Annotated in this window: 32 protein-coding genes; 2 read left to right on the top strand and 30 right to left on the bottom strand. The window is 66.1% G+C overall.

The features are described from left to right. Positions 1-23: 23 nt before the first annotated feature. The 8 genes from HPY32_RS18800 to HPY32_RS18765 are packed head-to-tail and all read right to left on the bottom strand — an operon-like array spanning position 24 to position 6,470. Complete coding sequence (locus HPY32_RS18800) at positions 24-356, bottom strand: LtfC-like domain-containing protein (protein ID WP_067579437.1); 333 nt, start codon at positions 354-356, stop codon at positions 24-26. Beyond that, positions 353-745, bottom strand: coding sequence for a hypothetical protein (locus tag HPY32_RS18795; RefSeq protein ID WP_067579439.1), 393 nt, complete (start codon positions 743-745; stop codon positions 353-355). The genes HPY32_RS18800 and HPY32_RS18795 overlap by 4 nt, the downstream gene beginning before the upstream one ends. After that, positions 746-1,066, bottom strand: a complete 321-nt coding sequence (locus HPY32_RS18790) for a hypothetical protein (RefSeq protein WP_067579442.1) — start codon at positions 1,064-1,066, stop codon at positions 746-748. It lies immediately after the preceding gene. Then, complete coding sequence (locus HPY32_RS18785; protein ID WP_067579444.1) at positions 1,066-1,959, bottom strand: glycoside hydrolase family 25 protein; 894 nt, start codon at positions 1,957-1,959, stop codon at positions 1,066-1,068. The genes HPY32_RS18790 and HPY32_RS18785 overlap by 1 nt, the downstream gene beginning before the upstream one ends. Before the next feature lie 41 nt (positions 1,960-2,000). Next, the gene (locus HPY32_RS18780) at positions 2,001-3,476 is read right to left on the bottom strand and encodes a hypothetical protein (protein WP_067579446.1); all 1,476 of its coding nucleotides are present in this window, start codon (positions 3,474-3,476) and stop codon (positions 2,001-2,003) included. Then, on the bottom strand, positions 3,473-3,955 hold the full coding sequence (locus tag HPY32_RS18775) for a phage gene 29 protein family protein (protein ID WP_067579448.1): 483 nt from the start codon (positions 3,953-3,955) through the stop codon (positions 3,473-3,475). The genes HPY32_RS18780 and HPY32_RS18775 overlap by 4 nt, the downstream gene beginning before the upstream one ends. 40 nt (positions 3,956-3,995) lie before the next feature. Beyond that, positions 3,996-5,648, bottom strand: coding sequence for a Gp37-like protein (locus tag HPY32_RS18770; RefSeq protein ID WP_067579450.1), 1,653 nt, complete (start codon positions 5,646-5,648; stop codon positions 3,996-3,998). 39 nt (positions 5,649-5,687) lie between these two features. Beyond that, positions 5,688-6,470: a phage tail protein gene (locus HPY32_RS18765; protein WP_171982925.1), complete on the bottom strand. Its 783-nt coding sequence runs from the start codon at positions 6,468-6,470 to the stop codon at positions 5,688-5,690. A gap of 82 nt (positions 6,471-6,552) precedes the next feature. Between HPY32_RS18765 and HPY32_RS18760 the strand changes: the two genes are divergently transcribed. Then, complete coding sequence (locus tag HPY32_RS18760) at positions 6,553-6,873, top strand: hypothetical protein (RefSeq protein ID WP_171982924.1); 321 nt, start codon at positions 6,553-6,555, stop codon at positions 6,871-6,873. On the opposite strand, the gene HPY32_RS18755 is transcribed toward HPY32_RS18760, so the two are convergent. The 4 genes from HPY32_RS18755 to HPY32_RS18740 all read right to left on the bottom strand — a co-directional run bounded on the left by HPY32_RS18755 (position 6,845) and on the right by HPY32_RS18740 (position 12,867). Next, positions 6,845-11,374, bottom strand: a complete 4,530-nt coding sequence (locus tag HPY32_RS18755) for a hypothetical protein (RefSeq protein ID WP_067579453.1) — start codon at positions 11,372-11,374, stop codon at positions 6,845-6,847. The two genes, HPY32_RS18760 and HPY32_RS18755, sit on opposite strands and share 29 nt — an antisense overlap. An 86-nt stretch (positions 11,375-11,460) precedes the next feature. Beyond that, entirely contained in the window at positions 11,461-12,159 is a 699-nt protein-coding gene (locus HPY32_RS18750; RefSeq protein WP_156673971.1) for a hypothetical protein, read from the bottom strand. A gap of 167 nt (positions 12,160-12,326) precedes the next feature. Then, a complete protein-coding gene (locus tag HPY32_RS18745) occupies positions 12,327-12,656 on the bottom strand; it encodes a hypothetical protein (RefSeq protein WP_067579457.1) in 330 nt (109 codons plus the stop codon). Position 12,657: 1 nt separating this feature from the next. Continuing rightward, complete coding sequence (locus HPY32_RS18740) at positions 12,658-12,867, bottom strand: hypothetical protein (RefSeq protein WP_067579458.1); 210 nt, start codon at positions 12,865-12,867, stop codon at positions 12,658-12,660. A gap of 493 nt (positions 12,868-13,360) precedes the next feature. Here HPY32_RS18740 and HPY32_RS18735 point away from each other — a divergent pair, with 493 nt between their 5' ends. Continuing rightward, positions 13,361-13,552: a hypothetical protein gene (locus HPY32_RS18735; protein ID WP_067579460.1), complete on the top strand. Its 192-nt coding sequence runs from the start codon at positions 13,361-13,363 to the stop codon at positions 13,550-13,552. On the opposite strand, the gene HPY32_RS46175 is transcribed toward HPY32_RS18735, so the two are convergent. The 18 genes from HPY32_RS46175 to HPY32_RS18650 all read right to left on the bottom strand — a co-directional run bounded on the left by HPY32_RS46175 (position 13,553) and on the right by HPY32_RS18650 (position 25,818). Then, the gene (locus HPY32_RS46175; protein ID WP_197696348.1) at positions 13,553-14,476 is read right to left on the bottom strand and encodes an Ig-like domain-containing protein; all 924 of its coding nucleotides are present in this window, start codon (positions 14,474-14,476) and stop codon (positions 13,553-13,555) included. It lies immediately after the preceding gene. Positions 14,477-14,528: 52 nt separating this feature from the next. Continuing rightward, the gene (locus HPY32_RS18725; RefSeq protein WP_444939656.1) at positions 14,529-14,939 is read right to left on the bottom strand and encodes a phage tail termination protein; all 411 of its coding nucleotides are present in this window, start codon (positions 14,937-14,939) and stop codon (positions 14,529-14,531) included. A 113-nt stretch (positions 14,940-15,052) separates the two neighbouring features. Further along, complete coding sequence (locus HPY32_RS18720) at positions 15,053-15,364, bottom strand: hypothetical protein (protein ID WP_067579467.1); 312 nt, start codon at positions 15,362-15,364, stop codon at positions 15,053-15,055. A gap of 30 nt (positions 15,365-15,394) precedes the next feature. After that, positions 15,395-15,769, bottom strand: coding sequence for a hypothetical protein (locus HPY32_RS18715; protein ID WP_067579468.1), 375 nt, complete (start codon positions 15,767-15,769; stop codon positions 15,395-15,397). Positions 15,770-15,773: 4 nt separating this feature from the next. Then, on the bottom strand, positions 15,774-16,256 hold the full coding sequence (locus HPY32_RS18710) for a hypothetical protein (RefSeq protein WP_067579470.1): 483 nt from the start codon (positions 16,254-16,256) through the stop codon (positions 15,774-15,776). A 13-nt stretch (positions 16,257-16,269) separates the two neighbouring features. Then, complete coding sequence (locus tag HPY32_RS46810; protein ID WP_444939653.1) at positions 16,270-16,449, bottom strand: DUF7427 family protein; 180 nt, start codon at positions 16,447-16,449, stop codon at positions 16,270-16,272. Positions 16,450-16,545: 96 nt separating this feature from the next. Continuing rightward, on the bottom strand, positions 16,546-16,743 hold the full coding sequence (locus HPY32_RS18705; RefSeq protein WP_067579472.1) for a hypothetical protein: 198 nt from the start codon (positions 16,741-16,743) through the stop codon (positions 16,546-16,548). Then, positions 16,743-17,666 (bottom strand): major capsid protein, encoded by a 924-nt coding sequence (locus tag HPY32_RS18700; protein WP_067579473.1) that lies wholly within the window; start codon positions 17,664-17,666, stop codon positions 16,743-16,745. Before HPY32_RS18700 ends, HPY32_RS18705 begins: the two co-directional genes overlap by 1 nt. Positions 17,667-17,733: 67 nt before the next feature. Further along, positions 17,734-18,573, bottom strand: coding sequence for a hypothetical protein (locus tag HPY32_RS18695; protein ID WP_067579475.1), 840 nt, complete (start codon positions 18,571-18,573; stop codon positions 17,734-17,736). Between the two features lie 154 nt (positions 18,574-18,727). Then, the gene (locus tag HPY32_RS18690) at positions 18,728-19,525 is read right to left on the bottom strand and encodes a phage minor capsid protein (protein WP_156673972.1); all 798 of its coding nucleotides are present in this window, start codon (positions 19,523-19,525) and stop codon (positions 18,728-18,730) included. Positions 19,526-19,717: 192 nt separating this feature from the next. Beyond that, on the bottom strand, positions 19,718-21,376 hold the full coding sequence (locus HPY32_RS18685; protein ID WP_067579478.1) for a phage portal protein: 1,659 nt from the start codon (positions 21,374-21,376) through the stop codon (positions 19,718-19,720). A 171-nt stretch (positions 21,377-21,547) separates the two neighbouring features. Beyond that, positions 21,548-21,964, bottom strand: a complete 417-nt coding sequence (locus HPY32_RS18680) for a hypothetical protein (RefSeq protein WP_067579480.1) — start codon at positions 21,962-21,964, stop codon at positions 21,548-21,550. A 16-nt stretch (positions 21,965-21,980) separates the two neighbouring features. Then, positions 21,981-22,526, bottom strand: coding sequence for a VIT1/CCC1 transporter family protein (locus HPY32_RS18675; protein ID WP_067579482.1), 546 nt, complete (start codon positions 22,524-22,526; stop codon positions 21,981-21,983). After that, positions 22,514-22,936 (bottom strand): DUF1003 domain-containing protein, encoded by a 423-nt coding sequence (locus HPY32_RS18670; RefSeq protein ID WP_067579484.1) that lies wholly within the window; start codon positions 22,934-22,936, stop codon positions 22,514-22,516. Before HPY32_RS18670 ends, HPY32_RS18675 begins: the two co-directional genes overlap by 13 nt. 6 nt (positions 22,937-22,942) lie before the next feature. Then, complete coding sequence (locus tag HPY32_RS18665; RefSeq protein ID WP_067579486.1) at positions 22,943-23,194, bottom strand: hypothetical protein; 252 nt, start codon at positions 23,192-23,194, stop codon at positions 22,943-22,945. Between the two features lie 391 nt (positions 23,195-23,585). Then, on the bottom strand, positions 23,586-24,920 hold the full coding sequence (locus tag HPY32_RS18660) for a PBSX family phage terminase large subunit (RefSeq protein WP_067579488.1): 1,335 nt from the start codon (positions 24,918-24,920) through the stop codon (positions 23,586-23,588). Then, entirely contained in the window at positions 24,917-25,477 is a 561-nt protein-coding gene (locus HPY32_RS18655) for a helix-turn-helix domain-containing protein (RefSeq protein WP_067579490.1), read from the bottom strand. The genes HPY32_RS18660 and HPY32_RS18655 overlap by 4 nt, the downstream gene beginning before the upstream one ends. After that, entirely contained in the window at positions 25,477-25,818 is a 342-nt protein-coding gene (locus HPY32_RS18650; protein WP_067579492.1) for a P27 family phage terminase small subunit, read from the bottom strand. Before HPY32_RS18650 ends, HPY32_RS18655 begins: the two co-directional genes overlap by 1 nt. Positions 25,819-25,878: the final 60 nt, after the last annotated feature.

Genomic DNA, 25,878 nt, shown 5'->3' with positions numbered 1-25,878 from the left:
ATTAAGTTGTGGCGCAACATATTTCAGGTGCGCACAATGGCGCCCTCGTACCAGGCGTAGGTGGTCGAGGGGGTGGTGGGGAAGGTTGCCAGCATCGTGTACCGCGTGTTCACCGGGATCGAGTCGGCGGTGATCGACGGCACCGTCCACATAGCGGAGGTGGCGGTGACAGTGGCCCACCAGGTGCCCAGCGCATTGCCGGACGGATCGGTGAGCACGATCCCGATCGCCGTACCGGCCGGGAACACACCACCACTGGACGGCTGGATCGTCTGCACGAACGATGCACCGGTCGTGAGGGTGAGCGGTTCGATGATCGGCCGATACCCCAGGTAACCGGGATCGGAGGAGGTCACGGTGCGGCTCCTCCGTGCTCGACCTCGGCGCGCAGTTCCTCGGACATCTCCAGCGTCGGCAGCTGTCCCTCGCGCACGGCTTCGATGACCACCCGTAGTACGCCCAGCGCTTCGCGGAACAGGCCGGTGACCCGGTGCAGCTCCCGCACGGACTCCTCTTGTGCCGCTTCGACTCTGTCGAGTCGTCCTGTGACGCTGTCGAGTTCGGCGGTGACGCGTTCGAGGGTGGCCAGGGCCATGTCGTTGATGTCCTTGGCGACGGATACCTCTCCGCGCAGATCCTCCATGGGGGCGCGGCGGCGCGTCCGCAACCACGAGAAGAAGGAAGACACGCCGGTGCCGCCGAGGAACGTCGCAGTGGACAGTGCGACAGTCTCGACCAGCGGCATCTACACGTCCCCCGCGACAGCCCCCGCAGCCGCAGGAACGACCGGCGGGATCGGTGGCTGGTGCGCTGCGGCCTGGGCCTTGTCGACGAGATCGCCCACCGCTGCCGCGGCCTGCTCGACGAGCGGTTCGTTGCGCACCAGCCACACGTTCACGCTGCGCAGTACCTCGAGGACGGCGAGCACACCCCCTGCGGATCCCCAGATGTGGACGGGCGTGTACTGGGCCAGCGCGGCCACCGAGACGATCACCGAGAGCACACCCCCGATCGTGGAGACGACGGCTTTCGCGTTACGGGACAACACGGTTGCGGTTCCGCTCATCACGCCGCCTTCGCGTCTGTAGTGCTCGCGACCGGAATGCCGCTGGCCGGGGTCACCGGTGTCGGTGTGGGCGTGTCGGTGCCGAGCAGATGAGCCAGTGCGTCGACGGGGGTCCGGTTCTGACCCAGTGCGTTCTGGCCGAGCTGTGGCCAGCCCTGCGCGTTCGGGCCGCGCAACTGGTCCCAGATGTCGCAGACCTTCGTGTACAGGTCAGTCCACTGGTCGTCGGTGAGTGCCATGGGGTGATCTCCTGGTGTCGTAGGGGAGGGGAAGTCGTGGCAGCCGAGCAGCGCTGCCAGCTCGGCGTGGGTGCCGCGAAATGCGTTGGCGTCCACCGCATGACCGGCGACATCGGCCTTATCGGTGAACTGCAACAGGTCGGGGTTACGGCCGCCGAAACCGTTCCAGAAGTCGGTGTCATCGCCGGGGTACAGCTCGGCGGCGTAGCCGGTGCCGGTGACATAGCTGGACTGGATCAGCCCCGGCGCCGCGGTGAGGTCCGGGCAGCCGATCTGCTGCCAATACCAGCGCGGGATGTAGGACAGCTGGATCTGGTGGCCGCGCGCATTGACGGCGTTGACGAACGCCCAAAATGTAGAGATGTCACCGGAATTCGCTTCGAAGTCGACCATGGCGGCGACCCCGTCACCGAGATGAGAAGTGAACAGGTCGGCTTGGGCGTTGATGTCGCAGTCGCCGCGCAGGTAGTGGTATCCGGCCACCAGTAGCCCCTCGGCGCGGGCCGCGTCCCGGTATACCGGCCAGGTCGAGTCGACGAAGTAATCGCCCTCGGTGACCTTCGCGAAGACGAAGTCGAAGCCCTCTGCCTTCACTTGCGCCATGTCGATGTCAGGGCCGTTGTTGTTGGAGATGTCGATGCCGAACAAGGTCACGGGGTCCTCCGTATTCAGTTGTGCGGGAACAGGAATGGTGGTCAGCCGATGAGGGCGCCGTCGAAGTAGGTGCAGTAGCCCTGCCCGGAGCCCGCGATCTTGAGCGGGTAGTTGCCGGAGTCGGGGGCGAGATACAGGGCGGGGATCAGCTGGTCACCGGGGTTGAGGTAGATGATGTTGGTGGCCGCGACGCCGTAAACGCGGCCTCCGGCCGCTCCGACCGTGTCGGCGAGGTAGCCCATGCGGGTGACCTGGTCGCCGGATGCGCCATTGGGGAGCAGCGAGAAACCGGCCGCCGCCCCTTCGGGCGTATCGGAGGGGAACAACGCGCCCATCGATACCAGGTACCAGCCGGGTTTCTGGATTTTCACGATGCCCTGATCGAATCCGGTGAACGACACGTTCGCCATCTGCCGGACGGTGTCGAAGGTTCCGGCGGGCAACTTGAACCAGCCGGATCCGGTGTTGCCGGTCGAGCTGGGTGTGGCGCTGCCCTTGAAGATCGACCATCCGGTACCGAGAGTCTGCGGCGGGCTGGTGTCGGCGGCCGCGAACGACGCGGCTTCCCAGCCGACGGTGACGTTGCCCCACCCGTCGATCGACTGCCGCGTCAGCAACCCGACGCTGCGCGTGCCCGCGCCGGTCGGCACCTGCCCGATGGTGTCGGTGTGGGTGAGGACCGGTGTCGCGTTGCGGGAGAACGTGTAGGTCGACGCGGACACGGCCAGCGACAACGTATCTCCGGCGGCCAGCAGAAACTGATCGCTGCCGATGGAGGCCCAGTCGGTGAAGGTCCACCGGTTGCCGGTGTAGGTGCCGTAGCCGAGGTTGACGCTGTGGATGAACACGTTCGCGTACACGAAGCTGGACATGTCGGGGGCGGCGCGCACGATCAGCCCGGTGTACGCCTGCGAATTCGGGTCGCCGTACCCACATACCGTGCTGGCCGTGTGGTTGTCGGTGGCCATCACGGTCTGGTGCAGTGCCCACCGGCGCCCTGCGACAGCAACCCTCGGCGGTTGGGCAGCCATCCCTGCCCCGTATTGGTCGGTCATCCAGGGCGCGGTCCCTGCGTCACCGCCGAGGCTCCAGCCCGGCCCCAGCGAGCCGGACAAGCCCGGGGGGAAGCCCGGTACGGTCACGGCATTGCCGCCGGTCTGCTGTTGCTGCTGCTGATTCTGGATCGCGGACACTGCGCTGTTGGCGGTCGCTTGCGCGGCCTGCGACCCCCGCAGCGCCTTCTTCGCCTGGGCATCCAGATTGTCCGCCCATGCGGTCATGAACCCGAACGGTTTGAGGCCGAGGATATCGATGCCGGCGAGCGCGCGGCAGATCAGAGCACCGAACTCGTCGATCGCGTATTCCTGGAAGTTGCCCACCGAGCTGCCGAAGTTGTTCATGGACGCCAGCACCGGTTGCGCCAGCTGCTGCTGCACCGACTGCTGGTTCATCCGCGCCAGCTGCGACAGGCTCGTGTTGGTGTAGCCGCCGTCGGGGTGCGGCCGGTACTGGGTCACCGGCCCGGCTCCCAGCCACTCTCGGACGCATTCACCGGCTCATCGGCCGGTGCGGCCGTGCCGACGCTGGCTTGGCGCAACGCATCGGCCGCACCCGCCTGTCGCGCGGCCTCCAGCAGGTGATTCAGGTTCCCCGCCTGGTGCAGCTGGGCGACCACGGCCGCCCGCTCGTGGTGCGACAGGATCGCCATATCCGGAGCGGTGACGGTCGGCGGCCGCGGCGTCCCGGCCTCGACCCACCGGCCCGCGCCGTTGATCCAATGATTCTGACCGCGCGACGGCGGATGCCACTCGCGGGTCTGGTGTTCCGGGTGATGACGTAATCCCAACTGCCACAAGTGTTCCGACCACTGTTCCAGCACATTCGGATGTACCAGCAGCGGCACATTCTGTTTCGGGCCGGGCAACCCGACCAGTGCCCACACGAACGCTTCGCGCGGATTGCTGGGGTCGCATTCGTGCTGTTCAGGCACGGGCATACCAAATCACTTCCCTACCAACATGTTCCGAGACGAAAAGTCAGGCGACACCGAGGTCGTGCAGGTCTCCCACGACGTCGGACAGCATTCGCAGCGCCTTGCTCATGGGCTCGTCGTCGTTGTTGCTGCCGATCGTGATCTGCCACTCCGGGGCCGAGGTCCGCGACCATGCGCGCACCAGCTCCGACACGCGCTCGACATAGATCTGGCCCGGCGGCATTCCTTTCGCCGTGCTGCCGATCCGGTCGCCGAGGAAAAAGTGACCTTTCCCGGTCTCGCCGACCAGAAACGGGGCGCCGTCGGCGATCGTCATCTTGTGCACGAACCGGCGGCGTGTCTTCCACAACGCCGCGGCGAGCGTCAACACCGACGACAGTGTGTACGCCTTGTCCGGGCTCTGCTCGAAGTACTCGAAGTAGTGAGACCATCCGGCCGTGTACGCGCGGCCTGCGTCTTTGTAGGACATCCAGGCGGCGATGGTGTCCATGTAGAACGGCCGCAGCAGGGTATCGACGATCTGCCCAGCCGCCGCCAGCCCGTACGCCTCGCCGAGGACGGCCGCAGCGGCCAGGTCGATCGAGGCTTGGATCCCCACGGAGATCAACTCGTTGACCATGGACAGGCTGTGGCCGCCGGTCAGCATCTGCACCGCGGTGAACGGCCAGTACTCGAACTGCGAGGACTGGATGCCGGTGTGCGCGCCGGGCCGGTACACCACCCACGGCACGCCCGGCAGGCTGCCAAGCCAGCCGGGGGTGCGGTACTCGTCTGGGGCGTCGGGGTCGGGCAACACATAACTGGATTGCTCGAGGAAGTCGTTCGCGAGCACTTGGGCGGTGTGGACGAGGCCGGTGAAGGCGTCGCCGTGCTCGGCGGTGCCCGACCACGCGTCCTGGGCGATGATGTCGACCACCAGGCAGCCGTTGCGCAGTACCGCGCCGGGCCACGGTGGCGGGTCACCAGCCAGCCAGCGGCGGGTCACGATCCGCAGCTGCGCCATGTCCAGGGTGTCAGCGGCGGCGACCATGAAACTTTTCCACCGTGACCCGAAGACGGTCCACAACGAACCGTCCGCCAAGAAGTCGGTCGGCGTGACCACGATCGGCCACGTCGACTGATCCAAATCGATCCATTGACGCACGTCGAGCGGGTCGTCCGGGACTGCCCAGATCGACGAGGAAAGCCGGAAAATCTGGAGGAACACGGCCGTCTTCAGCGTCCACACCGAGGGCCCGAACAGCACGAATTCGCGCGGCACCTGCACCAGCGCCGGAGTCAGAGGATTGCTCCAGCAGTAAATAAATTTCAGCTCCTGAATCGAATGCAGGAACGTCAATTCAATTGTGGTGACACCTTTGTCGTCGGTTTTGATCGCCGCCTTTTCCAGGCGACCGTCCCATCGAGATCCGTTGCGGTCGTCACAGGTGATGTGCACGTTCTGCTTGGCGCGCCCGTACGGGTCCACTGTCCACTGCGCCAGATGGTGATCCCAGGGCAGCACCACTGTGCCGGTCCCGGCGTCGTTGAGCAGCCAGCGGAACTCGGCCGAGACCTCCCCGGCGATCACGCCGCGCAGATTCCAGTCCCCGTCCCACAGCCGCAGCATCGGCCGGGCGAACCGTGCGGCTTTCCGTCCGGCCTTCACCTGCTGCGCCGCGCAGAAGATCCGGGGAAGATCAGCGACCGCCGTCACCGCGGCACCTCTCCTATTCAATTGTTGTGGGACTCAGACCTACTGAAGGCCCCACGGGCGCGACCAGTTCCGGTTCTGCACCACCATCACCGACGCGCCTGGCAGCGCATACGTCACCGACACCGGCAGCTGCGTGGGCGCCGTCCACGGAGGCACCGGGTACAAGAAGGTGACGCCGTTCATCCAGGCCCACAGCGGGGTACCGTCGGCGGACACGATCATTTCCTCGAGCGGGTCGGTGTCGACGGTGAGGTCCTGGCCGGCGATGGTCAGCGGCAGCGTGATCACCCGATGCGCATCCGCCACTGCCCGGCCTTGGGAGTTGTCGCCGAACGAGAAGTCCGGCAGTGTCCATTTGCCGGGTGCACTGCACACCCACTTCAGCCACATCGGCTGATCGGTCGGATTGCTGATACGGACTGTGCCGGAACCGATCTGGCCGCCGCTGGTGTCGATGTTCGTCGTCCACGTGGCGGTCGCGTCGGCCTCGACCCACCACGGGTTGCCCGCTGTGCAGGTCATCACGACCTGCCCCCACATCTTCAGGTGCGGGTCGTGCACCGGCTTGAACTCCGGCTGCTGAGCCAGCCGCAGCCGCAGCGACCGCGCCCCATATTGGGTGGTGATCGTCAGAATGGAGTCGCGATCGTAGGCCCACGCCTTTCTCCACATCGAATCGACCAATTCCCAAGGCCGACCTGGCATCTCGAAGACGTTGACGCTGAAAATCAAGTCTCTCTTGTTGATTCGATATCCGGCGAAGCTGGACCCGATCTGGAACGCCGACTGCGTCCAAATCGTGGTGACCGGCGCGTCGTACAAGCCTGCTGGGCTGCTGCCCAATTGGACTCCTTCTCGGCCCGAATGCGGACCGGAGACCATCCACTGCGATCCGTCGACCCCGGTGACGGTGATCGTCGCCGCCGTCGGTGCCATACGCGCCCCTCTATTCAGTTGTTGTCAAAGAGTCTCGAATGCCCTGCTGCAGAACCTGTTCCGCGCCGGAACGATCCGTGCGGAGTCAGAGCGAATTCAGATCGAGATCCACAGCAAGGGACCGCTGACACGAATGTTCAGCCGGGCGAAGCTGGGCATTCGACTGCCATCAGGCGTCCGGCTGTTCGGCGGTGACCGGCTGGTCGACGCCACCGGAAATCCGGTGTGCGTCAATCTCGCCGGTCAGCTCGCCTGGCCGCTCACTTTCGCCATACGCCGGTATAGGTGAGCGCCCGGCGCTGGTGGAACAATGCCAGCTGGCTGACGATGTCGTCGCGGTCGATGCCGTGCATGTTCACCGTCATCGAGTGATCGATATGCTGGTCACCGCGACCACCGGGTGTGACCGGTACCGGCCGTGTGGCCAGTTGCTGGGTCCGCAGCAGCCCCAGGAGAGCGGGGTTGCCCTGGCGCAGATCCTCCAGTAGCCCCAGTACGCCGGGGCGGTCGACCACATCGCGGGGGACGACGAACTCGTGATGTTGCAGCAGCGCTGCGTGCCCGTCCCAGCCGTCGGCGGCCGGGTCGTCGACCAGGCCACCGGACCGGTATGCGTGCGGGGTGCGTGCCTTCCACGCCGCCAATGCGGCGCTCGGCGTCCCGTAGCGGCCCTTGATGTACTTCTCCGCGCCGAGCGTCTGCGTGTACGGGTCCGGTGAGTCGGTGCCGGATTTGTCGGCCGACAGTCCGAACAAGCCACCCGCGTGCGACGCTTTCCACTCCGACGAATCGGTGACCAGCTCGTACAACGCTGTCCACTCCGGTCCCTGATCCCAACCATCCGCTGCCACAGCACGTTTCACCGCGTCCACAGCGTCCTGCACCGGGTGCGCGGCGCCGTTGTCGGCTGTGGCTGCCGCATCGGCCGTCGCCTGCGCACGGTTGACGGCGTCGACCATGAGCCCGGTCCGGACGACGCCCGGCAGATCATTCGGCACCTTGGCCACGTTCAGCACATCGCCGAGCATTTCCCCGGCACCATCGGAGAGCGCCTTCGCGAACCCGCCCGCAGCACGCGCGACTGCGGCCTGCGCCAGGTCAGGATGCGCGAATCCCGCGTACCCGCCCGTGGCGCGATACAAGTCACCCAGCACGCCGTCATGACCGGGGTTGCCGAACTGGCTGGCCAACGCATCCGTCGTGGCATCGAACGACGCAGCGTCAGCGCCGCCCGCAGGCAGCGCGCCCTCCGCATCACCGCGAAGGACACGCATCAATCCCAGCTGCGCCCCGTACGAGGCCAGCCCAGTCCACGTAGTCGGCAGCGAATTGAAGTTCGGCCCAACCGGCTGCGACGCGATCTGATCGGTCGTCGAATCCTGCTGGTTCTGAGCAGCCGCCTCCGTCCCGGCACCCCCCGTGCTGGGGCCAGCCGTGTTCGCGGGGGTGGGCTGCCATGGTGGTGAAAACAGCACGGGGTCAACGTGGTACCGGTTCGTGAACTGGGACGAGAACGGTGAGGCCGCCGCTGCGCCCAGCCGTAGCGTCTCGCCTGGCTGGCGTTCCTCGATACTGACACCGAGGATCGACGCCACCATGTGGTCGGCATTCGTACCGATCACGAACAAGTCGCTCGGTGACGCGCCACCGATCACACCCGGCCACTGTCCGGCCAGCAGGCTACTCGTCGTGCCGAGTCGGGTGGTTGGCTGAAGGACACCCATCGACACCTGTTGCAGCATGCCGACTTCACCGGAGCAGTCCGCTCCGGCGGCCGACGAGCCGCCCCACATATACGGCGTGTTCGGATGATCGCGCGCGTATTGTAGGGCGTTCGCCGGACCACCTGTCCCTGTGAACGCACCTGACTGAGGTGGTGCGCTCGCCGCCGGGCTCGGCGGGGCCGGGGTCGACGGTGTGGGGGTGTGGGCGGCGTGGTTGGTCGGCTCGTGCGCGGTTCGCAGGGTAGTGGTGTCGTCGACGAATCCGACTGGGCCGCCGTCCTTCAAGCCTGGCACCAACGCGGCCAGCAGGTGCCGCACTTGCGGCGATACCGTGCCGTTGTTGATCGCCTCGAGCAGTGGCAGCCAGTCGGCGGTCGCGGTTGCTCTGACCACGAATTCGCCATTGGACAGCCGTCGCAGGATCGCGTCGTCACGTGGACCGCCCGGCCCGGCAACGGGGCCGCCGTCGGCGTTGCCAGCAATCACCGGTCCGCCGTCGGCGTGGCCGAAGAAGGTCTCCGACGCCTTGCCGAGCACGGTGCCGATGATGCTGGAACCCAGGTCGGTGACCTTGCTGTGCAGCTTTCCCAGCCAGTCGAAGATCGACGCGAAGAACTCGATCACCTTCGACATCGGTCCAGCCATATCGGCCCACGCCCGAGTCAGCGGGGGCAACACTTCAGCTGCAAGTCGCGCTAGGTCCGGCAGAACGGGCGCGACCGCGACGAACAGATCGGTGAATGCTTTCACCAGACTCGGTAGCTCAGGCAGGATGTTCTGCAACGCTTGGAGCAGCGCTTGCCCGATCTGATCAGCCATTGTGGCGAGAACCGGGGTCAGCTGGCGCATCCCCTCGGCCAGGATCGGGACCACCGGCTGCAGCCCGTCAGCGAGTGCCTGAATGACTGGTAGCGCGGCCTTGGCCAGCGACGACAGGTTCGTCGCCATCGTCGTCAGGATCACCGACGCCAGTTGCGCAAGCGGCGGAATGATCGGCGCGACCGCGGTCGCGATATCGGCGAACGCTTGCGCGATCGGTGGCAGCGAAGGCGCTAGCGCTGTAATCGCTTGCGCCAGTGCGGAGCCCAGCGTTGATACGAGCTGGCCCAAAATCGGCATCACCGGGCGCAGGGCATCGCTGAGCGAGGACATAATCTGGCCGGTGACCGGGAGGATCATGTTCAGCGCGTCGACGAACGCCCTGGTGAATCCGCCGATATTGGTGGATTGCAGCAGCGTGCCGAGGGTGGTGAAGAACTGGCCGAGCCCCGGCCCGGCTTGCACCGTCAGCTGAATGAACGCGTTGGTCAGGCCGGTAACCAGCGGGGCTATCGAGCCGAGCATGGCGCTGACGCTGGCGACGAATTTCTCTGCGACTCCGGTGCTTTCCAGCCGTGTCAGTAGCCCGTCGAGTTCGGCGAACGTTCCCCGGAGGGCTACATTGAGGCCGCTGGCGATCCCGGACAGACCGGTCCGGAACGCAGGAAGCTGATGGTCGGCGAGCTTGTGCAGCGACCCGCCCAACTGGTCGAACAGCGCAGTAGACACGGACTGTTGCAGGTTGTGCCACGCCGGGGCCAGGGAATGCACCTGCTCGAAGAAGTCCCGCGCCGCCGGGGTCAGCTTGGCGAGAGCGACCTGCAACTTGTCCTCGGTCTCGGTCGGCCCCATCGCTCGATGCAGCGCCAAAGCCGCCTCAGCGGCTCGGATTTCGGCTTCCTGCACGCCCTGCACAGCGAGCAGGACCGCGTGCTGTGCGTCGCCGTTGGCGCGAACCGCGTCCTGCACCGTGCGCGATCCCCCCACACCACGCTCGTTGGAGATCGCGGTATCGACTCGCTGATCACCAGTTTTCTGCTCCGACTCCTTGTAGCGCTGCTGTGCCTCACGGAGCCCGAGCTGCGCTTCCTGGATATCCAGAGCTGACGCACCCGGCGTCATCCGGACCTGCGTCAGCCTCTGTCGTGCCCGCGCTACCGCCAGCGCCGAACCTTCCTGCGCCAGTTCGGCATCGGTGAGGGCATCGTTCTGGTCGCGGACCGCGCGGGTGGCGTCCTTGTAGGCATCGGTGAGATTCTGCTGCGCCAGCTTCGCGGCCTCCTGGCTTTCCCCTACCCGGTGATGCGCCTCGGCAAGCTGCTCGTTGGCGTGCCGCACACCGTCGACGGCGTCGCGGATCCGAGCGGCCCGCTCCAGCTGCGCAAGCGGGTCACGGTGCTCCTCGGTCACCGCGGTCTGTGCCTGAAACGCCTCCCGCAAGCCATGCGCGCCGATAACACCGGCCGCGCCAGCAGCAGCGAGCCCCCCACCGAGCGCACCGATCGCACCGACACCGCCACCGACCACGCCCGCGATCGACGCGAACAATGCAGCCGACCGGGCGGCCTCGCTGAATCGATCTGCGACAGACCGGATCTGCTCGATCAGCTGATCGAAGCTCGCCTGACTGGCGTCGTCGGCGGCCTTGCGGAACTTCCGCATACCGTCCTCGGCGTCCTTGAGCCGCTGCCGGGTCTTGTCGGCGTCCTGTTCGGAACGCCTGCGCGCCGCCTCGGCAGCCTTGCGCTGGTCGGCTTCCGCACGTTCTTCCGGCGACATCGACGACCGGGATCTGCGGGAGGTAGGCCGCTGGGGTTCAGTGCCGACGACGACCGGCTCGCTGGCCTTGACTCGTAGTTCGTCGAGCTGCACTTCGGCCACCGAAGTGTCCAGCACGACTGGGATCTCGTAGCGCGGGATCAGCGAATAGAACTCGCTCAGCTGGCTCTCTGCCCGCTTCAAATCCATGTCCGCCGTGATGCGGGAGGATCCCGGCAGCTGGTCGCCGAGCGCCTGGCTGTCGAGTTCGGGCGTGATCTGCACGGGCAGCGTGTGTTTGGCCGCCAGATCCTTCCACCGGTCCTCCATGTCGGTGGCGAAGCGTTCGAGGTCGGCATTGACCCGAACTGGCATCGAATTGATCGCGGCCAGCTCGGCGGCAAGCTTCGCTTCGATGTCGTCGTCGAGCTTGGCTTCGATAGTCAGATAGCCGGTGCCAGCATCGAACGCCGAATAGTCGGCGACCACTGTGGTTTCACCGCCCGTCTGTATTCAGTTGTGGCTCAAGGCATCCTGCAGAAGCTGTCAGATACACAGGAACTTGTCGCCGCGTTTCAACTAACCGTGATCTGTGCGGTCAGGCCCGCGCCGAGGGCAATGCCTGCCCCGTTCTGATGCAGAAGTATGTCGACCACGTCTCCGGAGGCAAGTTGCGGCGCCACGACGACCGGGACGGTGAGCGGGATCTCGGCGCCCAGATTTACGCCCGTCGTGAGAGTGAGTGTCGCGAAGGCAGCGACGACGGAACCGCCGCGGATCTGGCGCACGGTGATGGTGACGTTGTTGGTGGCAGCGCCGGTCACGGTGGCATATCCAGCTGGCGGGCACACCACCACGCTCGACACCGTGACGCCAGTAAAATTCTGCGGTTCGAATACACCAGCAACGGTGATCGCGTCCGCGCCGCCTGCCGCCTGCGCGGGCAAGGTGGCTTCGAAGATCGACATCGGGAATTCCTCTGGATGAGACGGTGGGGTGAACAGATCGATCAACGCCTGCATGGAGGCGGTACGCCGCTGCTCACGAACTCGATCGACGGCAGTCTCCGGCCGCGGCATCGGTGTTACGTGCGGCGGATCCGCTCCGGCCGCGGCGACGATGGCGGCCTGCACGCCCATCAGGGCATCAATGATCGACAGCAGCAGGTACGTATCGATGCTGTAGCCGACCGGCGAGATACCAGCCCGGTCGTGGTCGGTGTCGGCTTCTGCGTCCTCGCGGTTGAGGAGCTGCTGCGCCAGTTCCTCGTCCAAGGCCAGTGCTGACTTGTAGTGGGATTGACGCGGCAGCCGGTCCTTGAACCGCCACACAGTCCGCCAATCACGGGTACGAAGATAACTGGGCCCGAATGCGTCTCGGACATCGATGCCACGCTCGAGCAGGTCGTAGTCGAGCGCGTCGCCGAAGGAGTCCCAGAACTCTACGAGCCCGACGATCCCCCCGGCAGCTCGCGAGCGCCCTGCCCGAAGAAGTGCGCATACAGGTCGTTCTGAAAGGCGAGCCACTCATCCAGCGGTCGGTCGTCGTAGAGCGCGATGATCGCGGCGAAGTGCTCCCCGAGCAGAATCTTCAACTGCTCGTCGTCGCTGTTCGCCTTCCTGATCGCCCGTGACTGCGCCAGGGTGAGCGGGGGAATCGAGATCGCTTCGGTCAGCTGGTACGGGCCGCGGCGCGTCGCCGACAGTTCCTGCTGCAACTCGTAGAAGCGGCCGACCTGGACGTCGGCGCGAGATGTCTTGCGGGCGGCCATATCAGCTGCCGATCCGCCACACACCGGAGCCGTCGACCACCGACACATCGGGGGAGTTGTCGGTCTGGCCTGCGCCGACGCGTGACTGGGCGGGGGACGGGTAGTACTTCGACAACGCGTCCGAGCCGGGATAGATGGTGTGATCGGGAGTGGGAGCGTCGGTGATCGGGGTCGCGTCGGCGCGGGCGGCGGGGATCGCGGTCTGGCTCATTTGTTGTCCTTCACTTCCGTTGCAGGGATGGGAGATACGACCGGGACGGCGGCCGCAGGTGTGGGGACGGTGGTGCGGGTCGATGTCGTCGAGACGGGCGGCGCTTGCGGCGGCTCGGCGAGCGGAGCGACTGGTTTGTGGCCTTGCCCGTAGACGGCGTTGACGTAGGAGGTTGCGTCGAACACCTCGTAGGTGCGGGTTCCATCGCTTACCTGGACCGGGTATTTCGTTGGTACGGCAGGCATAAGGCTCTTTCGTCTGGTAGAAATCCAGGGTGGTATCGAGAATCGCTGCCGCCGTGGCGGTTTCAGCGGCGGCAATCCTGCTGACCGGATGCGGTGGAGGCGGTAGTGGCCATCCGGTCGCCATACCCACATCGGCCACTACCGCTCCGGGGGCTCCTGCGACGCCGCCACCGGTCGAGACGGCCAGTACGTCGGCGGCGGCGAACAGCACTACAACACCGTCCGCCACAACCGAGGGTGCGGCATCGGTGACGCAGTTTCCGTGCTCGAAATACCGTTCGCTGGCGGCGACCTATCGGGAACAGGTGCCGAACGCGAGTGACGCCGAGATCCAGACGTTCATGATCGGGGCGGTACAGCAGTCTCCCGAGTGGGCGACGCTGACAAGCGAACAGCGGCAGCAGGTCGTCGATGCCATTCACGCTGACGTGAACTGCTGATCAGCTGACGGTGACGGTGCAGGTGCCGGTCGCGGTGGCACCGCCCGCGGGGGTATAGGTAGCGGTGATCGTCGCTGTCCCTGCGGCGATACCAGTGACGATCCCGGCGTTGGAGACGGTGGCGGTGGCGGTCGCCGACGATGTCCACGCGATGGTGCCGGTGACAGGGTTGCCGAGTTGGTCGACTACCGTGATCGGTATCGATGGCGCGCCGCCGTGCACGACGGTCAGTGTGTTCGGAGACAGGCTCAGGCTGGTGACCGGATACGGGATACCCGTCTTGGCAAGCAACGCCTTCCAGCCTGCGCCACCAAACCCGTGCGCCACCGCGAACCCGGCGACATCATCCTTGAATGCCGTGAGGGTCAGCTTCTGGCTGGTGAGTCCGGTCGGCACCCAGTTCTCGCCGCCCCACTTGGTGACGGCGACCTTCGGCATCACCTTGTAGATGTAGATCGGGTTCGAATCAGTACCGTCCTTGCCGATCACGATCGCCGAGTAGTAAACGATCTGCGGAGCCGACGGCTGCGCGAACAGCACCTCCCCGTTGATGCCGCTGGCCTGGATGGACTGAAGGGCAGCGTTCGTGGTGAGAGCGATCGTCAACGCGTTGGTCTGCTGCGGCTCGAACTCCAAGGTGGTGGTGTCGTCGACAATGTCATCCCTGGTGGGCTGGAGTTCGCCGTACGACTCGATCGGCGCAGCCGTCACGTTACGCGCGAACGCGACACCACTTTTCTTGTCGATCAGGCCAACCGACAGGTATCCGGTCGGGAGCGGCTGCAACGTCGCTGTGTTGTCGGTGAACGCGGTCGGGGAGGGGGTGTACCACGGTGCGAGGAATACGGCCGCATCCAGGGGTTTCAGCAGCAGGGCGCGTTGTGCGTTCTTCAACGTCGTCAACGAGGTGCCGATACCAGCCACGAAGGGCTCCAATCAGTATTCAGTTATGTATTCAGTTGTGGCGTAGCCGATTTCACAGCTGTCGGCGCGCCTCCATCCGGAACGCGACCTCGACGGTGCGGTTCAACGGGTCGAGATCGGTCACCTCGAGCTGTCCGGACATCTCCTCGACGTAGTCGACGAGTACCCCGTTGACCTGATCTCCGGGGCAGGCGAGCAGTGCTTCACGCACTTGGGAGGCCAACTGCTGCGATAGCGCCCGGGTAGGGGCGAATGCCGTGCATTGCATGAGCGCGGTGTCGGTGATTGCGTTCACGTCCAGACCACCGCCGACTCGGCGCACGAGGACTAGCGGCAACAGGGCATCCAGCGCCTGCATATCCGGTGGCAGAGCCGAGCAGGTGTAAGCGAGCGGCGTCAGCAGGTCGACACACACCTGTTCCCAGTCCAGAAACGCGCCCGGCACCGGATATCGCTCGCTGATCGCGGCCGACAGTCGCCCGGCGCCGTAACCGGCGTCGGGGACCGTCTCCGACACCGCTGTTAGGGTCGTGTCTGTGAGTTGACCAGTCACGGAATGCGTTGCGGGACTGGTCATTACGCTTCCTTGATGATGGGACGGGCACGTAGCAGCACCCGCTCGGGCGCGCGGGGTCCGGCCCGGCTCGATCCCAGCTCACGCCATTTCGCGTAGCGGCCGGAGACATACACGATGCTCTGCTGAGCGCCATTGTCGGGATTGCGGCTGTCGATCACCTGGACATGACTGGCGTTGTATCCGGTCACGATGATGCTGTTGGTGCGCCAGATCCGGGCTCCCGCTTGGGCTTTCCGATGCACGATGGCATGTACCTTCGGGCCGAAGCGGGGTATGTCGCGCAGGTTGTTGCCTTTCGGGTCGTACCGCACGAGGCACCCCTTTCACGAACACGGTGGTGGTCAGCTGTAGAAGACGGCGTGGATCCTGGTGAACGGTTGCCAGCCGGTGAAAGCGTTTGTCGGGCATTCCGGTTCGGCCAAGACGTGCAGCAGCACAGACCCGGCCACGGTGAGCACGCCGGGCGGCACCAGCAGCCGGTCAGCTTTGCGCACATCCGATCCGGGTGGCGCGGTGATGTCGAAAATCGTCTCGTTGCGGAGGTCGCGCGGCCCCGCGGTCCCGTGTGTGGCCTGCCCGGACTGCCAGGCCATCGCGGCCGGTCCGATCATGTGGGACGGCGCGCGATTGGTGTCCCCGTGCACGTCCTGCGCCGGGCCGCGCATCACGCCGAGCATGACGCCGAAGGCGAATGTCAGCGGCAGTGTCTGCGGCATCAGGTCACCACACTTCAGTTCGCAGCGTCATCAATCCGGCGTTGCGGAGGATGTCCACGCTGGCGTCGCACAGCTCGGTGACCGCGGTCTCCAGCCATTGCGCCGAACTGCTGGTGTCGTAGGACACCGAGCTGCCCGGAACCGTCTGCGATGAGATGAACCGCGGTTGTCCAGTCAGCTGCGCATCCGGGTTGATGCCTGCGGTCACCCAGAACACCACCTGCTGACATGTCGCATCGCAAAATGCTTGCGACACAGCCGGATCGGATGGCTTCCCGGTATCGGTGCCCGCCGGTGCGGACGCGGGGGGCGCGCCCCCGGCCGGAAGCGGGTAGGTGAAATACCGATCCAGGCGGGTTGCTCGGGTCACCAGGTTGGAGGCGTGACGCAACAGCAGACCTGCGGTTGCGGGCGTCGACGGCAGCCATGGCGGTGTCCCGTCGGCATGGGATGCGGTGAGATCGACCGCGGTCGCATAGATCAGCACCCCGACTCCGTATTCAGTTGTGTGGGAATCTGTTTCGCCGAAAGGCGACGTTGCGGGCGATGTGCGCCGCCTGCATGAAGGGATCCAGGCGGGGGACACCGACGGCTCGGTACCCGTCGAGCAGGTGCGCAGCCGTGGCCACCACCGTGAGCGTCCACAACACCGGGTGCCGAACGTGGATACGGCGCCGCATCGGTCAGCATCTCCCCGTCTGGAGCCGCCGCGTCATAGGCGATCCAGGCGAGGGTGAACGAGGCGAACACCGCGCCGCCTCGGACCCGTGGCGGTTTCACCGCACGGGCGCGGCAGCCTTCTTGCCACGCGCGCTACCCGAGACAGTTGCCGAGTCCGGTGCCGAGGTGGCGGCCAGCTCATCGAGATTGTCGACCGACACGAATCGTGCCCACTTCTCGAAGTAGGCGCGATGCTCGTCATCGACAGGCTGGTAAACGTTGCCCGTGATGGTGTCGCGATAGTAGTCGGCCATCAGGCGAGCGCTCCCTGGACCAGACAGGCCCGGTTCGGGTCGAGGACCTGGACGCCATAGAGGGTGTCCAAGCTGACGATCGTCTGTTTCTGGAGGATGTCGTACTGGTAGGCGACCCTCACCGACAAGCCGCTGTAGGACTGGACCGATGCGAAGCTGCCGGGAGCCAGCTCCAACGGTGCGGAAGCGAAGCAGAATGCCGACTGGTGAAAGGCGACACCGGCCTCGGTGGTGGGCAATCCGCTACCCGTGGCGGGCGCGCTGGTGGGGGCCTTCACGTTCTGGGTCTGGTAGGCGTCGAACCCGAAAAGGTTCTGCCCGATCGATGCCTTGCGCAGCGCGTCGGTGTTACCCGAGTTCATGACGAACTTGAGCAGCTGGCTGTTGAGCCAGTTGGCTTTCGTGTACGGGCCGGTGACAACGGCACGGCCGTCGACGGGAACCTTGGCCACGTCCAGCACACGGGCCGCGTCGATCAGCACTTCCGGTGCGTTCCAATTTGCGACGTTATTGCCGCCCTGCACGCCGACGGTTTGGGTGATCTGGGAGCGTAGCGACAGGATGTCGCGGTCGATCTTCTCCGCCAGCGCCATACAGGCCGGGGTGAGCAACTGCTCGTCGAAGTTGACGATCGACAGCGTCAGCTCCTGCGAGGTGACCGAGAAACTGACGTCGGCCACCTGGTTGAGCGTGACCGGGATGTTGCCTTCATTGGCAGACTGCAACTGGATCCCGCTGCCCTGCACGAAGTTCTGTGCCTGGAACACAGCGGGCTTCCGAACCATGATGGTGTTGCCCGGTTTCTGCGCGGTGAACTCGGAGCTGATGTCCGTGTAGACGAGCGGCACCATCACCAACGACTCGTACAACGTGGCCAACGCCTGCTGAGCGATGAGCTGCGGGGTCAGAAATTGGTTCGCCACAGCGAATGTCCTCTATTCAGTTGTTTTCAGTTGTGTTGTGCGGCGGTGACCCGTTCCGGGCACGAGCTCAGGACATGACCCAGTCCGGCGGGACCGGCGTCGACATTCCACGGGTGACCCCACCACCGGCGCGGCCCTTCTCGCGGGACTCCGTGCGCAATTGGCGTAGCCGGTTGACGTCGTACTCCTCCTGTCCGGAGGGGTCGCCGTTGCCGCCGGACATGTCCCCGCCGGAGCGTGCCGGTGTGGTGCGTGGCGCTGGTCGTTTGAAGCCAGGGTTCGCATCCACTGCTGCGACGATGTGCTCGGCGATCCTGTCGCCGAAATCTGCTGCGCCAGGGTCGAGTCCCTCGACTCTGGCCATGAACGAGCGGGAATCCAGCAGCGCTCCGGAGTCGACCCCCGCAGCTTCGGCGGCCCGATACAGGGCCAGCTCCACCTGCATGGCGCGTGCCCTCGCGGCGGACGCTTCGGCGGCGGCCTGGGCTTGCTGACGTTTCTGTTCGGCCTGGGCGACGAGTTCGGCCGGATCGACCGGCTTGTCGTCCTCGATCAGGCCCAGTGCCTTGCCGATCGACTCGGCCATTTCGTGTCGCGATCGGTCCGCCGCCTCCTGGGCGGCTCGCTCGGCGTCCGCACGGGCTTCGGCGAGCCCGTCACGAAATTCGGTGCGCAGCTTCGCATTTTCACTGCGCAGCTTCTGCACGTAGTCGGCGCTGAACGTCTTCGGTTCCGCCTCGGGCCGCAGCTGTTCAGCCGTCTCCGGAGGGTCGGCGTCGTCACCGGCGCCGGGAGTGGATTTGCCCTGAAATGCGGGCGGGTTCGGCCGCGGTGACTCCGCGGTGGGATTGGAGTCGGCGGCTGCACCCGCAGTGTCGGCGGTGACATCAACGATGGTGTCGGTCATCGGATTTGCCTTTCTGGCGCGCTCCTGGCGTCGCCTGTACACAAGGCGGCAGCCCGTAAACCATCAGGGTCTCGGGTCACCAGAACAGATACCGCCGATCGGCGGCGACATCAGGCCGTCCCCCGTGCGGGCCAGGCGCAGTGGACGGAAACTTCTATGAGCGGCGCAGCTGCCGAAGGGTGTTGCGCACGACACGGATTCGCTGATCCGCAACATTCCAAGCGGAAGCGGACAATGCGGTCGCGCGGCGGCGGCGCGCCTGCCGCAACCGGCGTACCCACTCGCCGACCGGCGACGCGGAATCACGCGGCCCCGGACCACGTTCCAGCCCGTCGCCGCCCGAACTCCACAGGTTGACGCGGTGACGACAGTTCGGGTGCCACAATCCCGCCTCGCGGGCGTGCTCGACGTTGCACAGCACTGGTGGATCGACCGATAAACCGCTGATCGACAGCACTGCGCCCTCGAACGGCGCGCACACCTCGCACGGCTGCGGCGAGGTGCCGACCACCACCAGGTCATGACCGGCAGCCGACAGCGACCCGGTGAAAACGTCGACACGAGCCCGAGTGGCTAGGGTGCGGACCAGCATCTCGAGGTAGGCGGGCAAACTCCACGCTCGTCCAGCCCGGTCCACCAGGGCGGCAACACCGTTGGTGGTGGCGCCGTCCAGGACACGCTGCGCGACCGCCAGGCGCGCGGCCTCGGTGGCTGCCGAATGAGCGGCAACCGCGGCCGCAACCCGGCGGTAGACGCCCAGCGCCGACTGCTCGGCATGCAGGCCCGCAGCCCGCACAGCGCGGTGTGCAGCGGCGGTGTGGCCGGTGGCCGACCATGGGATCGGGACGATATGCGGTGGCTGGTCGCCGAGTTCGACTACAGCGTCGGCGTGCCCGGAGGCAGCCGCACCGAGGACCGTGTCTGTGGTTGCCAGCACGATGGCACGCGTCATGGTGGCGGTCACTGTGTGCAGGTCACGGTGCAACCGCAGCTCTGGCCTCCATCGGGCCGCGGTTCCGTTCCGGACCGTGGTCAGCACGGCAGCGGTAACGGCCGCGAGCAACGCACGCTCCCACGATTCCGCCTGAGCGGTAACCGATTGCGTATCGACGGGCGCCGGTGCGGTCACTGCGGCTGATCCTGTTCATCGTCCGCCAGCGGGAACGGGGAGGGCGTGCGGGATCTGTGGGGCGGTGCCGTCGTCGACGAATCCGGTTGCGGCAGCCTCGGCTTTGATTCTGGCCACTTCGGCGGTGATGTCTTCGGCCGACCAATTCGGGTGCAGTTCGACCACTTTCTGCTCGGTCGAGATCGCCTGCGCCAGTGCCAGCAACTGCAAGGTCTGCGACAGCTCGGACGGGGACTGCATCGACCGTGTCGGGAACCGGATCTCGGGGATATCCGACAGGGCTGCACCGGTGCCGAACAGGCTGTCATCGATCTGCATCCCGGTGCGGATCAGCGGGCCGACCGCGGCCTTCCACAGGCTGATCTTCTTGGTACGGGTTCTCTCGCTGAGGTTGTCGCGGGAGTCGATCTCGGTCGCGGTTGGTACACCGACCGTCAACGCGGTGTCGGCGAAGCTGCCCGTCGAGATCCCCGCGCCGCGCAGGATCGTGTTCAACAGCTCGGCACACGTCTGGGAGTGTTCCTGCCAGCGGATCGAGAACTGGTTGGCCTGAATGCCGGTCGCGCCTTGCGCCATGGTGCCGAGGCCGCCACGCAGCTTGGTGAAGATCGACTGTTCCCCGTCCCACGCGGCACCCGACCCGGGGCCTTGGGATTGCAACAAGCTCTCGTCGACGAACAGGCGTGCTTTGCCGAGCTCGATGTCGCGCATCCACGACGAGTACGCCTGATCCAGGCTATCGAACAGTGGCTCGAGGCCGTCGTAGTCGGAGCGGCCGAGCACCGACAGGCCAGGGGTGTTGCGCCACACCCGGTTCGGGCGTGCGTTGGGGACATAGCAGGCGGTGAGCTGATCGACACCGGTGTCGATACCGCCGTCGGTGCCGACGACCTCCGCCGCCCAGGCGGTCTCTGGTGATTCGGTGAGCGGGATCTGGCGCCCGAGCTGACCCTGGTCGCCTTCGTAGAGGCCGTGGAAGATGCGGCCGGGCACGTGCTTTTCGAGGTGGCGGATCCAGGTTCCGTTGTCGTTGCTGATGACCCGCCAGAAGGTGACCGCGGCGAGTTGGTTGTACCGCCACACGGGGACGGCGGCGTCGGCGGCGACCGAATCCATCAGCACCCGGTCGGCGAAGGACGTGTCCCACCACAGGCGCAGATAGACGCCGCCGAGGGCGCTGGCCAGCTCGGCGGCCTCCAACATCGCGGCCACGGTGTCGTCACCGCCGAACACGGTCTGCAGGCGCGGATCGGCCTTCGCGGCGTTGCCGGTGTCGCTCTGGGCGAGGGTGATGGTCCACGGCTCGGCGAACAACAGATCGGCGGATGTGCGCGCGAGATCCGACGCGGCGGGCACATGCAGCCGCGGGTTGCTCTGCAAATTTGGACGGCCCCAGAAGAACTTTTGCAGGCGGCCGACCAAGCCGCCGCTGAAAGCCGTTGGCCTGACGCGATTTTGCTGAATGTAGATGTTCTGTAGTTCGGCGATGTCGTTGGCGTACCAGGACGACCAGACGTGGAATTGCTTCTGCGCCACGTTGAATGGCTGCGGCGGCCATTGGGCACCGGACAGGGGAAGGCTGGTGTCGGATTGGATTCCTATCGAGGCGTAGGCGGCGTTCAACCCGTATTGCGGCACCAGCGGGGTGTCGGGGTCGAGCGACAGGCCGAACACGTGTGCTCCGATCAGCGAGCGGGGAAGTGATGAAGGACATGGCGGTTCCGGGAGCGCAGCAACGGCCTCGCCTCCCGCAGAGCAGGAGGGTCATGGGGGTGCTTGCCCTCGGTGTAGATAAGGGTTGTGACGCTCCCGGAACCGCGGTCTCCAGCTACGCGGGGAGACGGGTCAGGAGGCAGCGGGCGGAGTCGGCGTAGTGGTGTCGGCAGCTGGCCCTGTCGTGACTCCGGCGGCGAGCGTGCCCGCCACCGGAGCGGGTGTGGGCTCGGCGGGTGCCGGGGACGCGGGAGCGATCGCAGTAGCCAGGCCCTGGGCGACGTTGTGCAGTGCCGCAGCGTCGTTCTTCAGCTCGGTGAGGTCGATACCGTGCTGCTTCTCCAGGTCGGCGATCTTGGCATGCAGTGTGGTGAATCCGTCGCCGAGCGTCTTCACGTCGGTGGCGATGCCGGTGGCGAGGGCGTTGATGTCGTCTTGAACGGTCATGAGGATCTCCAGGATGTCGAGGATGAAACGGGGGACAGGGAACGGGTGGGTGGCTTCGTGCTCGGCACGCAGCCAGCGCCACAGAGTGAGGGGGGACAACACGATTCGCTCTCCGAGGTCAGAGGCCGGATACGCCGGTGAGATGCCCTACCGTCCAGGTCAGTGCCATCGCAGCTGCGCCACCGGCTACGACCCGGGCTGCGGACCGGCCCACACGGGTGCCAGCCAACCGGGCCGAAACCACACCGGTCAGCGACAGCGCCGCCAGTGTGGCGACCGCCACTACGAGCGCCCGCCAGCGAGCGGACGTGGTGAGGACCGCGAGCAGCGGCAGAGCCGCGCCGCACGCGAACGACGCCGCTGACGCGGCTGCGGCCTGCCATGGCCGGGCCAGGTCGTCGGTCAGCATCCGGCCGGTGGCGATCAACTCTCGCTCGCTGTCGCGTTGCGCGGCCATCGACACGAATTCGCCGAGTCCCATCGACACCGCTCCCGCCGCGACAGCGGCGATCGCTGTGGCGAGGATCGTGGTGCGGTTATCGGTGGCGGCGGCGACGCCGGTGAGAATCCCGGCAACGGACACGATGCCGTCGTTGGCGCCGAGCACTCCGGCGCGCAATCGGTTCAGTTCGCCTGGATGTTTACGGCGGGTCAGTTGCGCCACGAGGGTGCCTTACCGTCGGCACGGTCTTCGAGCAGGTCGATGGCGTGGTCGATAGCCTCCGACAACACTCGCACATCGATCTTGGTTGTCGCCACATCGGTACGAAGTGTCTCGGTGTTGTTGAGGGTGTGCTTGGCGACCTCGGCGGCGATCTGGTCGGCCCGGTTCTGGGCGATCAGGATGATCGACCCCTGGAGGGCGCCCAGTGTCGACAGTACGAGGTTGAGCAGGATGTACGGATAGAGATCGTGTCCGAGCCCGCTGGTGAGTATCCAGGCGCTCATGACCGCGGAGAACGCGAACACGAACACCCAGCTGCCCATGTGGTGGCGCATGAGGTCGGCGGCGCGTTCACCGAAGCTGAGCTGGTTGCCGGTGCGGACGCCGGGGTGGTGGTGCCAATGCTTCACCCGGCCTCACTTGCGTTTGGCATCGCGGACACGCGCCATCTTGACCTGGTCCTGGACGGCGGTGTTGCCGTGGGCGTTGGCCCAGCGGTTGACGTGATTGAGTACCGCGCCGGGCGGCCGGTGCCCGTTGTGGCGCAGGTTGATTGCGTCTTCGGCGCTGGCTTGGTCCCAGATCGGGAACGACCCGTCGGAAAACCCGAACTTCTGGCGGGCGTCGGCGGTAGGTGCGCCGGACGCGGTGCGATTCGCACGGTCCATGAGCGTTGCCTCCTAGATGATGGTGATCGAAGTCGGCACGGACGCCACCGCGGGCACCCGCGGTGACCATGGGCGGGGTGGCGATACCGGGAGACTGCGCCGCCCGATCCGCAGGCCGGTGATGATGCAGGCTCGTGCGAGGTGGTGACGCAGCTGGAACAGGCTGGAGGCCACCATGATCCGGTGATGCCTTTCGGTCGATGGGATGCCCGTCTCCCCGGATCCGCTGCGGGGAGACGGGTTCGGGGAGACGGCGCTATCCAGTTGTGCACGGCATAGTGGTAACCCAGTGCCGCTCTGGGAGTTTGGGTGTGTCAGGCACTCCCGAGCGCGGGCAGCAGGATCGGCAGCAGGTCAGCGGCCAGCTTCAGGATGTCGTCGACGATGGTGATCACGGGGTCACCCCCTCTCGATCGTGGTTGGGCGGCCGGGGCTCGGCAGCGAAGTCGATGTAGGGTCGCCAGCGGCGTTCGGTGGTGGCGATGGCGTAGCGGGCGGCATCCAAGGAGTGGTCAGCGACCTTGATCGGTGCGTCGATGCCCTGTTCGGTGGCCTTGGAATCCCAGCTGTAGCCGGTGACTTCGGACAGGAATCCGGTGCAGCGGGTGGATACCCGCAGCTTCCCTGCGCCCAGGAGCGACGAGACGAGCCGGATCCCGTACAGCACGTCGTTGTCGGCGGCCGCGGTCAGTACGCCGTCTTCGCGCAGTTGCACGCGGAAGGAGGCAGCGGCCGGGTCGACGACGATCGCGCCTGGTGCGCTCGCCTGCACGTGCCCGGTGGCCGGGTGCGGCGGCAAATGCTGTGCGGCAAGCCATGTCCGGATCTGGGCCGACAGCTGGCCGTCGGTGAGCCGGGCGGCGTCGCTGGATGCCTGGTATCGGTATTCGTCGATCAGGTAGAGCACGCCGTCGACGCCGACGCCGAGCAGGATCGCGCTGGTGGGGTTGGTGGTGCCGTAATCGACGCCGACAGCGACCACGTCTTGCATGACCGGCAACCGATCCCAGGCGATCACATGCCGGGTCTCGTCCCACGAGTCGTAGACCGCGCCGTCGGCGGCCACCCATTCGCCGAGCACGAACCGCCGATACCACAGGCCGGTGTACTCACGCTTGTACTGGTTCTTCTTCTCCTCCGACAGTGCCGGGTTGTCGTCGAGAGTGAATCGCCAGGTGCGCCAGTCCGGGAGCTGCCCGGACCGGATGCGGTCGAGATAGTCCTTCTTCAGCCAGTGATTCGGTGAGTCGGGGTTGGTGGTGCCGAACAACTTCGAGGAGTCCAGGCTCATGCGGCCCAAGACCTGCTTGAAGAAATCCTCCTGGATGACGGTGATCTCGTCGAGGTAGGCCCCGGCGACGGTTAGGCCGCGCAGCGACTTCTCCGCTTTCACGTCGGATGCGCCGAGGACGTAGACGCGGCGGCCCAGGATGTTCGCGGTGCCCGCCCCGACGGTGTAGGAGACGCGGTAGGCGAGTGGCCCGAACAGCGCTGGGTCGCGCATGGGCTCGATGACGTTGCGGGCCAGGCTATCTCGGGTGCGGCCCACCATGATCAGCTGTCCGCCGGGCGGTGGGTCGGCGACGAACATCTGCCACCGCAGGATGGAGGAGATGGTCTTGCCGGAGCGGATCGCGCCGTCCCACACGTTCGCCCGAGCGTCGGCTTCGACGATGCTGACCGCCTGCTTACGTGAGATCGGCAGATCTTCCAGCAGACGGTTCATTCCGGTGTCGGTTCCCCTCGAGCGTGGTCGGCCTCGACCGCGGACTTCAGGTTGCGGGCAAGGTCGGCCAGCATGGAGCGGTCGGCGGCGACAGTCTCGTTGGCTTGGCTGTTGACCAGCTCGGTGAGGCTGCGCAGCGCCAGCGACAGGGCGGTGTAGCCGTCGCGGAGGTCCCGCAGTGGTGGCAGGGGCAGTGTGACCGGGATCAGTTCGCCGTCGCCGCGTTCGTAGGTGGTATGCGGGCTCCAGAGCCGCTCGTGCAGGTCATCGATGCGGGCGGCGATCATCTCGGCCATGTCGAGGCGGCGGCCCTTCAGTTGCTCGAGACGGGCGGCTGTCGCCTCGGCGGTGATGGCTTGGTCGAACCGCAGGCCGAGCTTATTCGCCCAGTAGGTGATGGTGCGCGGGTCGACGCCGAGTTCGGCGGCGATCTGGTTGCGGCCCTTCCCGACGGCGTGCAGGTCGATGATGCGTTGCCTGCCGGTGTCGGTGATCTTGCCGGACCCACCCCGCGCCCCGGATCTCTTCGAGCGGGCGTTTCTGGGCTTCGGCGGCATCAGGTGCGGAACCTCGCCGCCCAGGCCGCAATCTTGCGGTCGGCCCGGTCACGCACCGCCGAGATGGGGTTGAGAACCGGTGCGCCGTTGGCGTCGACGATCAGCAGCCCGGTCTCGGACAGGAGTTGCGTGGACTCCTGGAACTCGGCCAATGCTTCGCAGTAGCAGGCGAATTCACCGAGGGCGGTAGGTGTCAGCTCGATCCGCGAGGCCAGCTGCTGCCATACCTGGCGGCCCAGCTCGGTCAGCCATTCAGGCGGCTCCGGTGCCCCGGTCGACGCCGCCATCGGTGTCTGTGACGCGCGGCGCAGGGGGATTACGGGGAAGTCCGCAGCGGTCATGGTCACCTCGTCGGAGTCGATGTCTGCTGGCCATCCCTGCCGGTCCGGGCTGGCAGGGAT

This window comes from Nocardia terpenica (assembly GCF_013186535.1).
GTDB lineage: Bacteria > Actinomycetota > Actinomycetes > Mycobacteriales > Mycobacteriaceae > Nocardia > Nocardia terpenica.
Note: the sequence above shows the minus strand (reverse complement) of the source record. Positions and strands in the feature narration are given on the sequence as shown.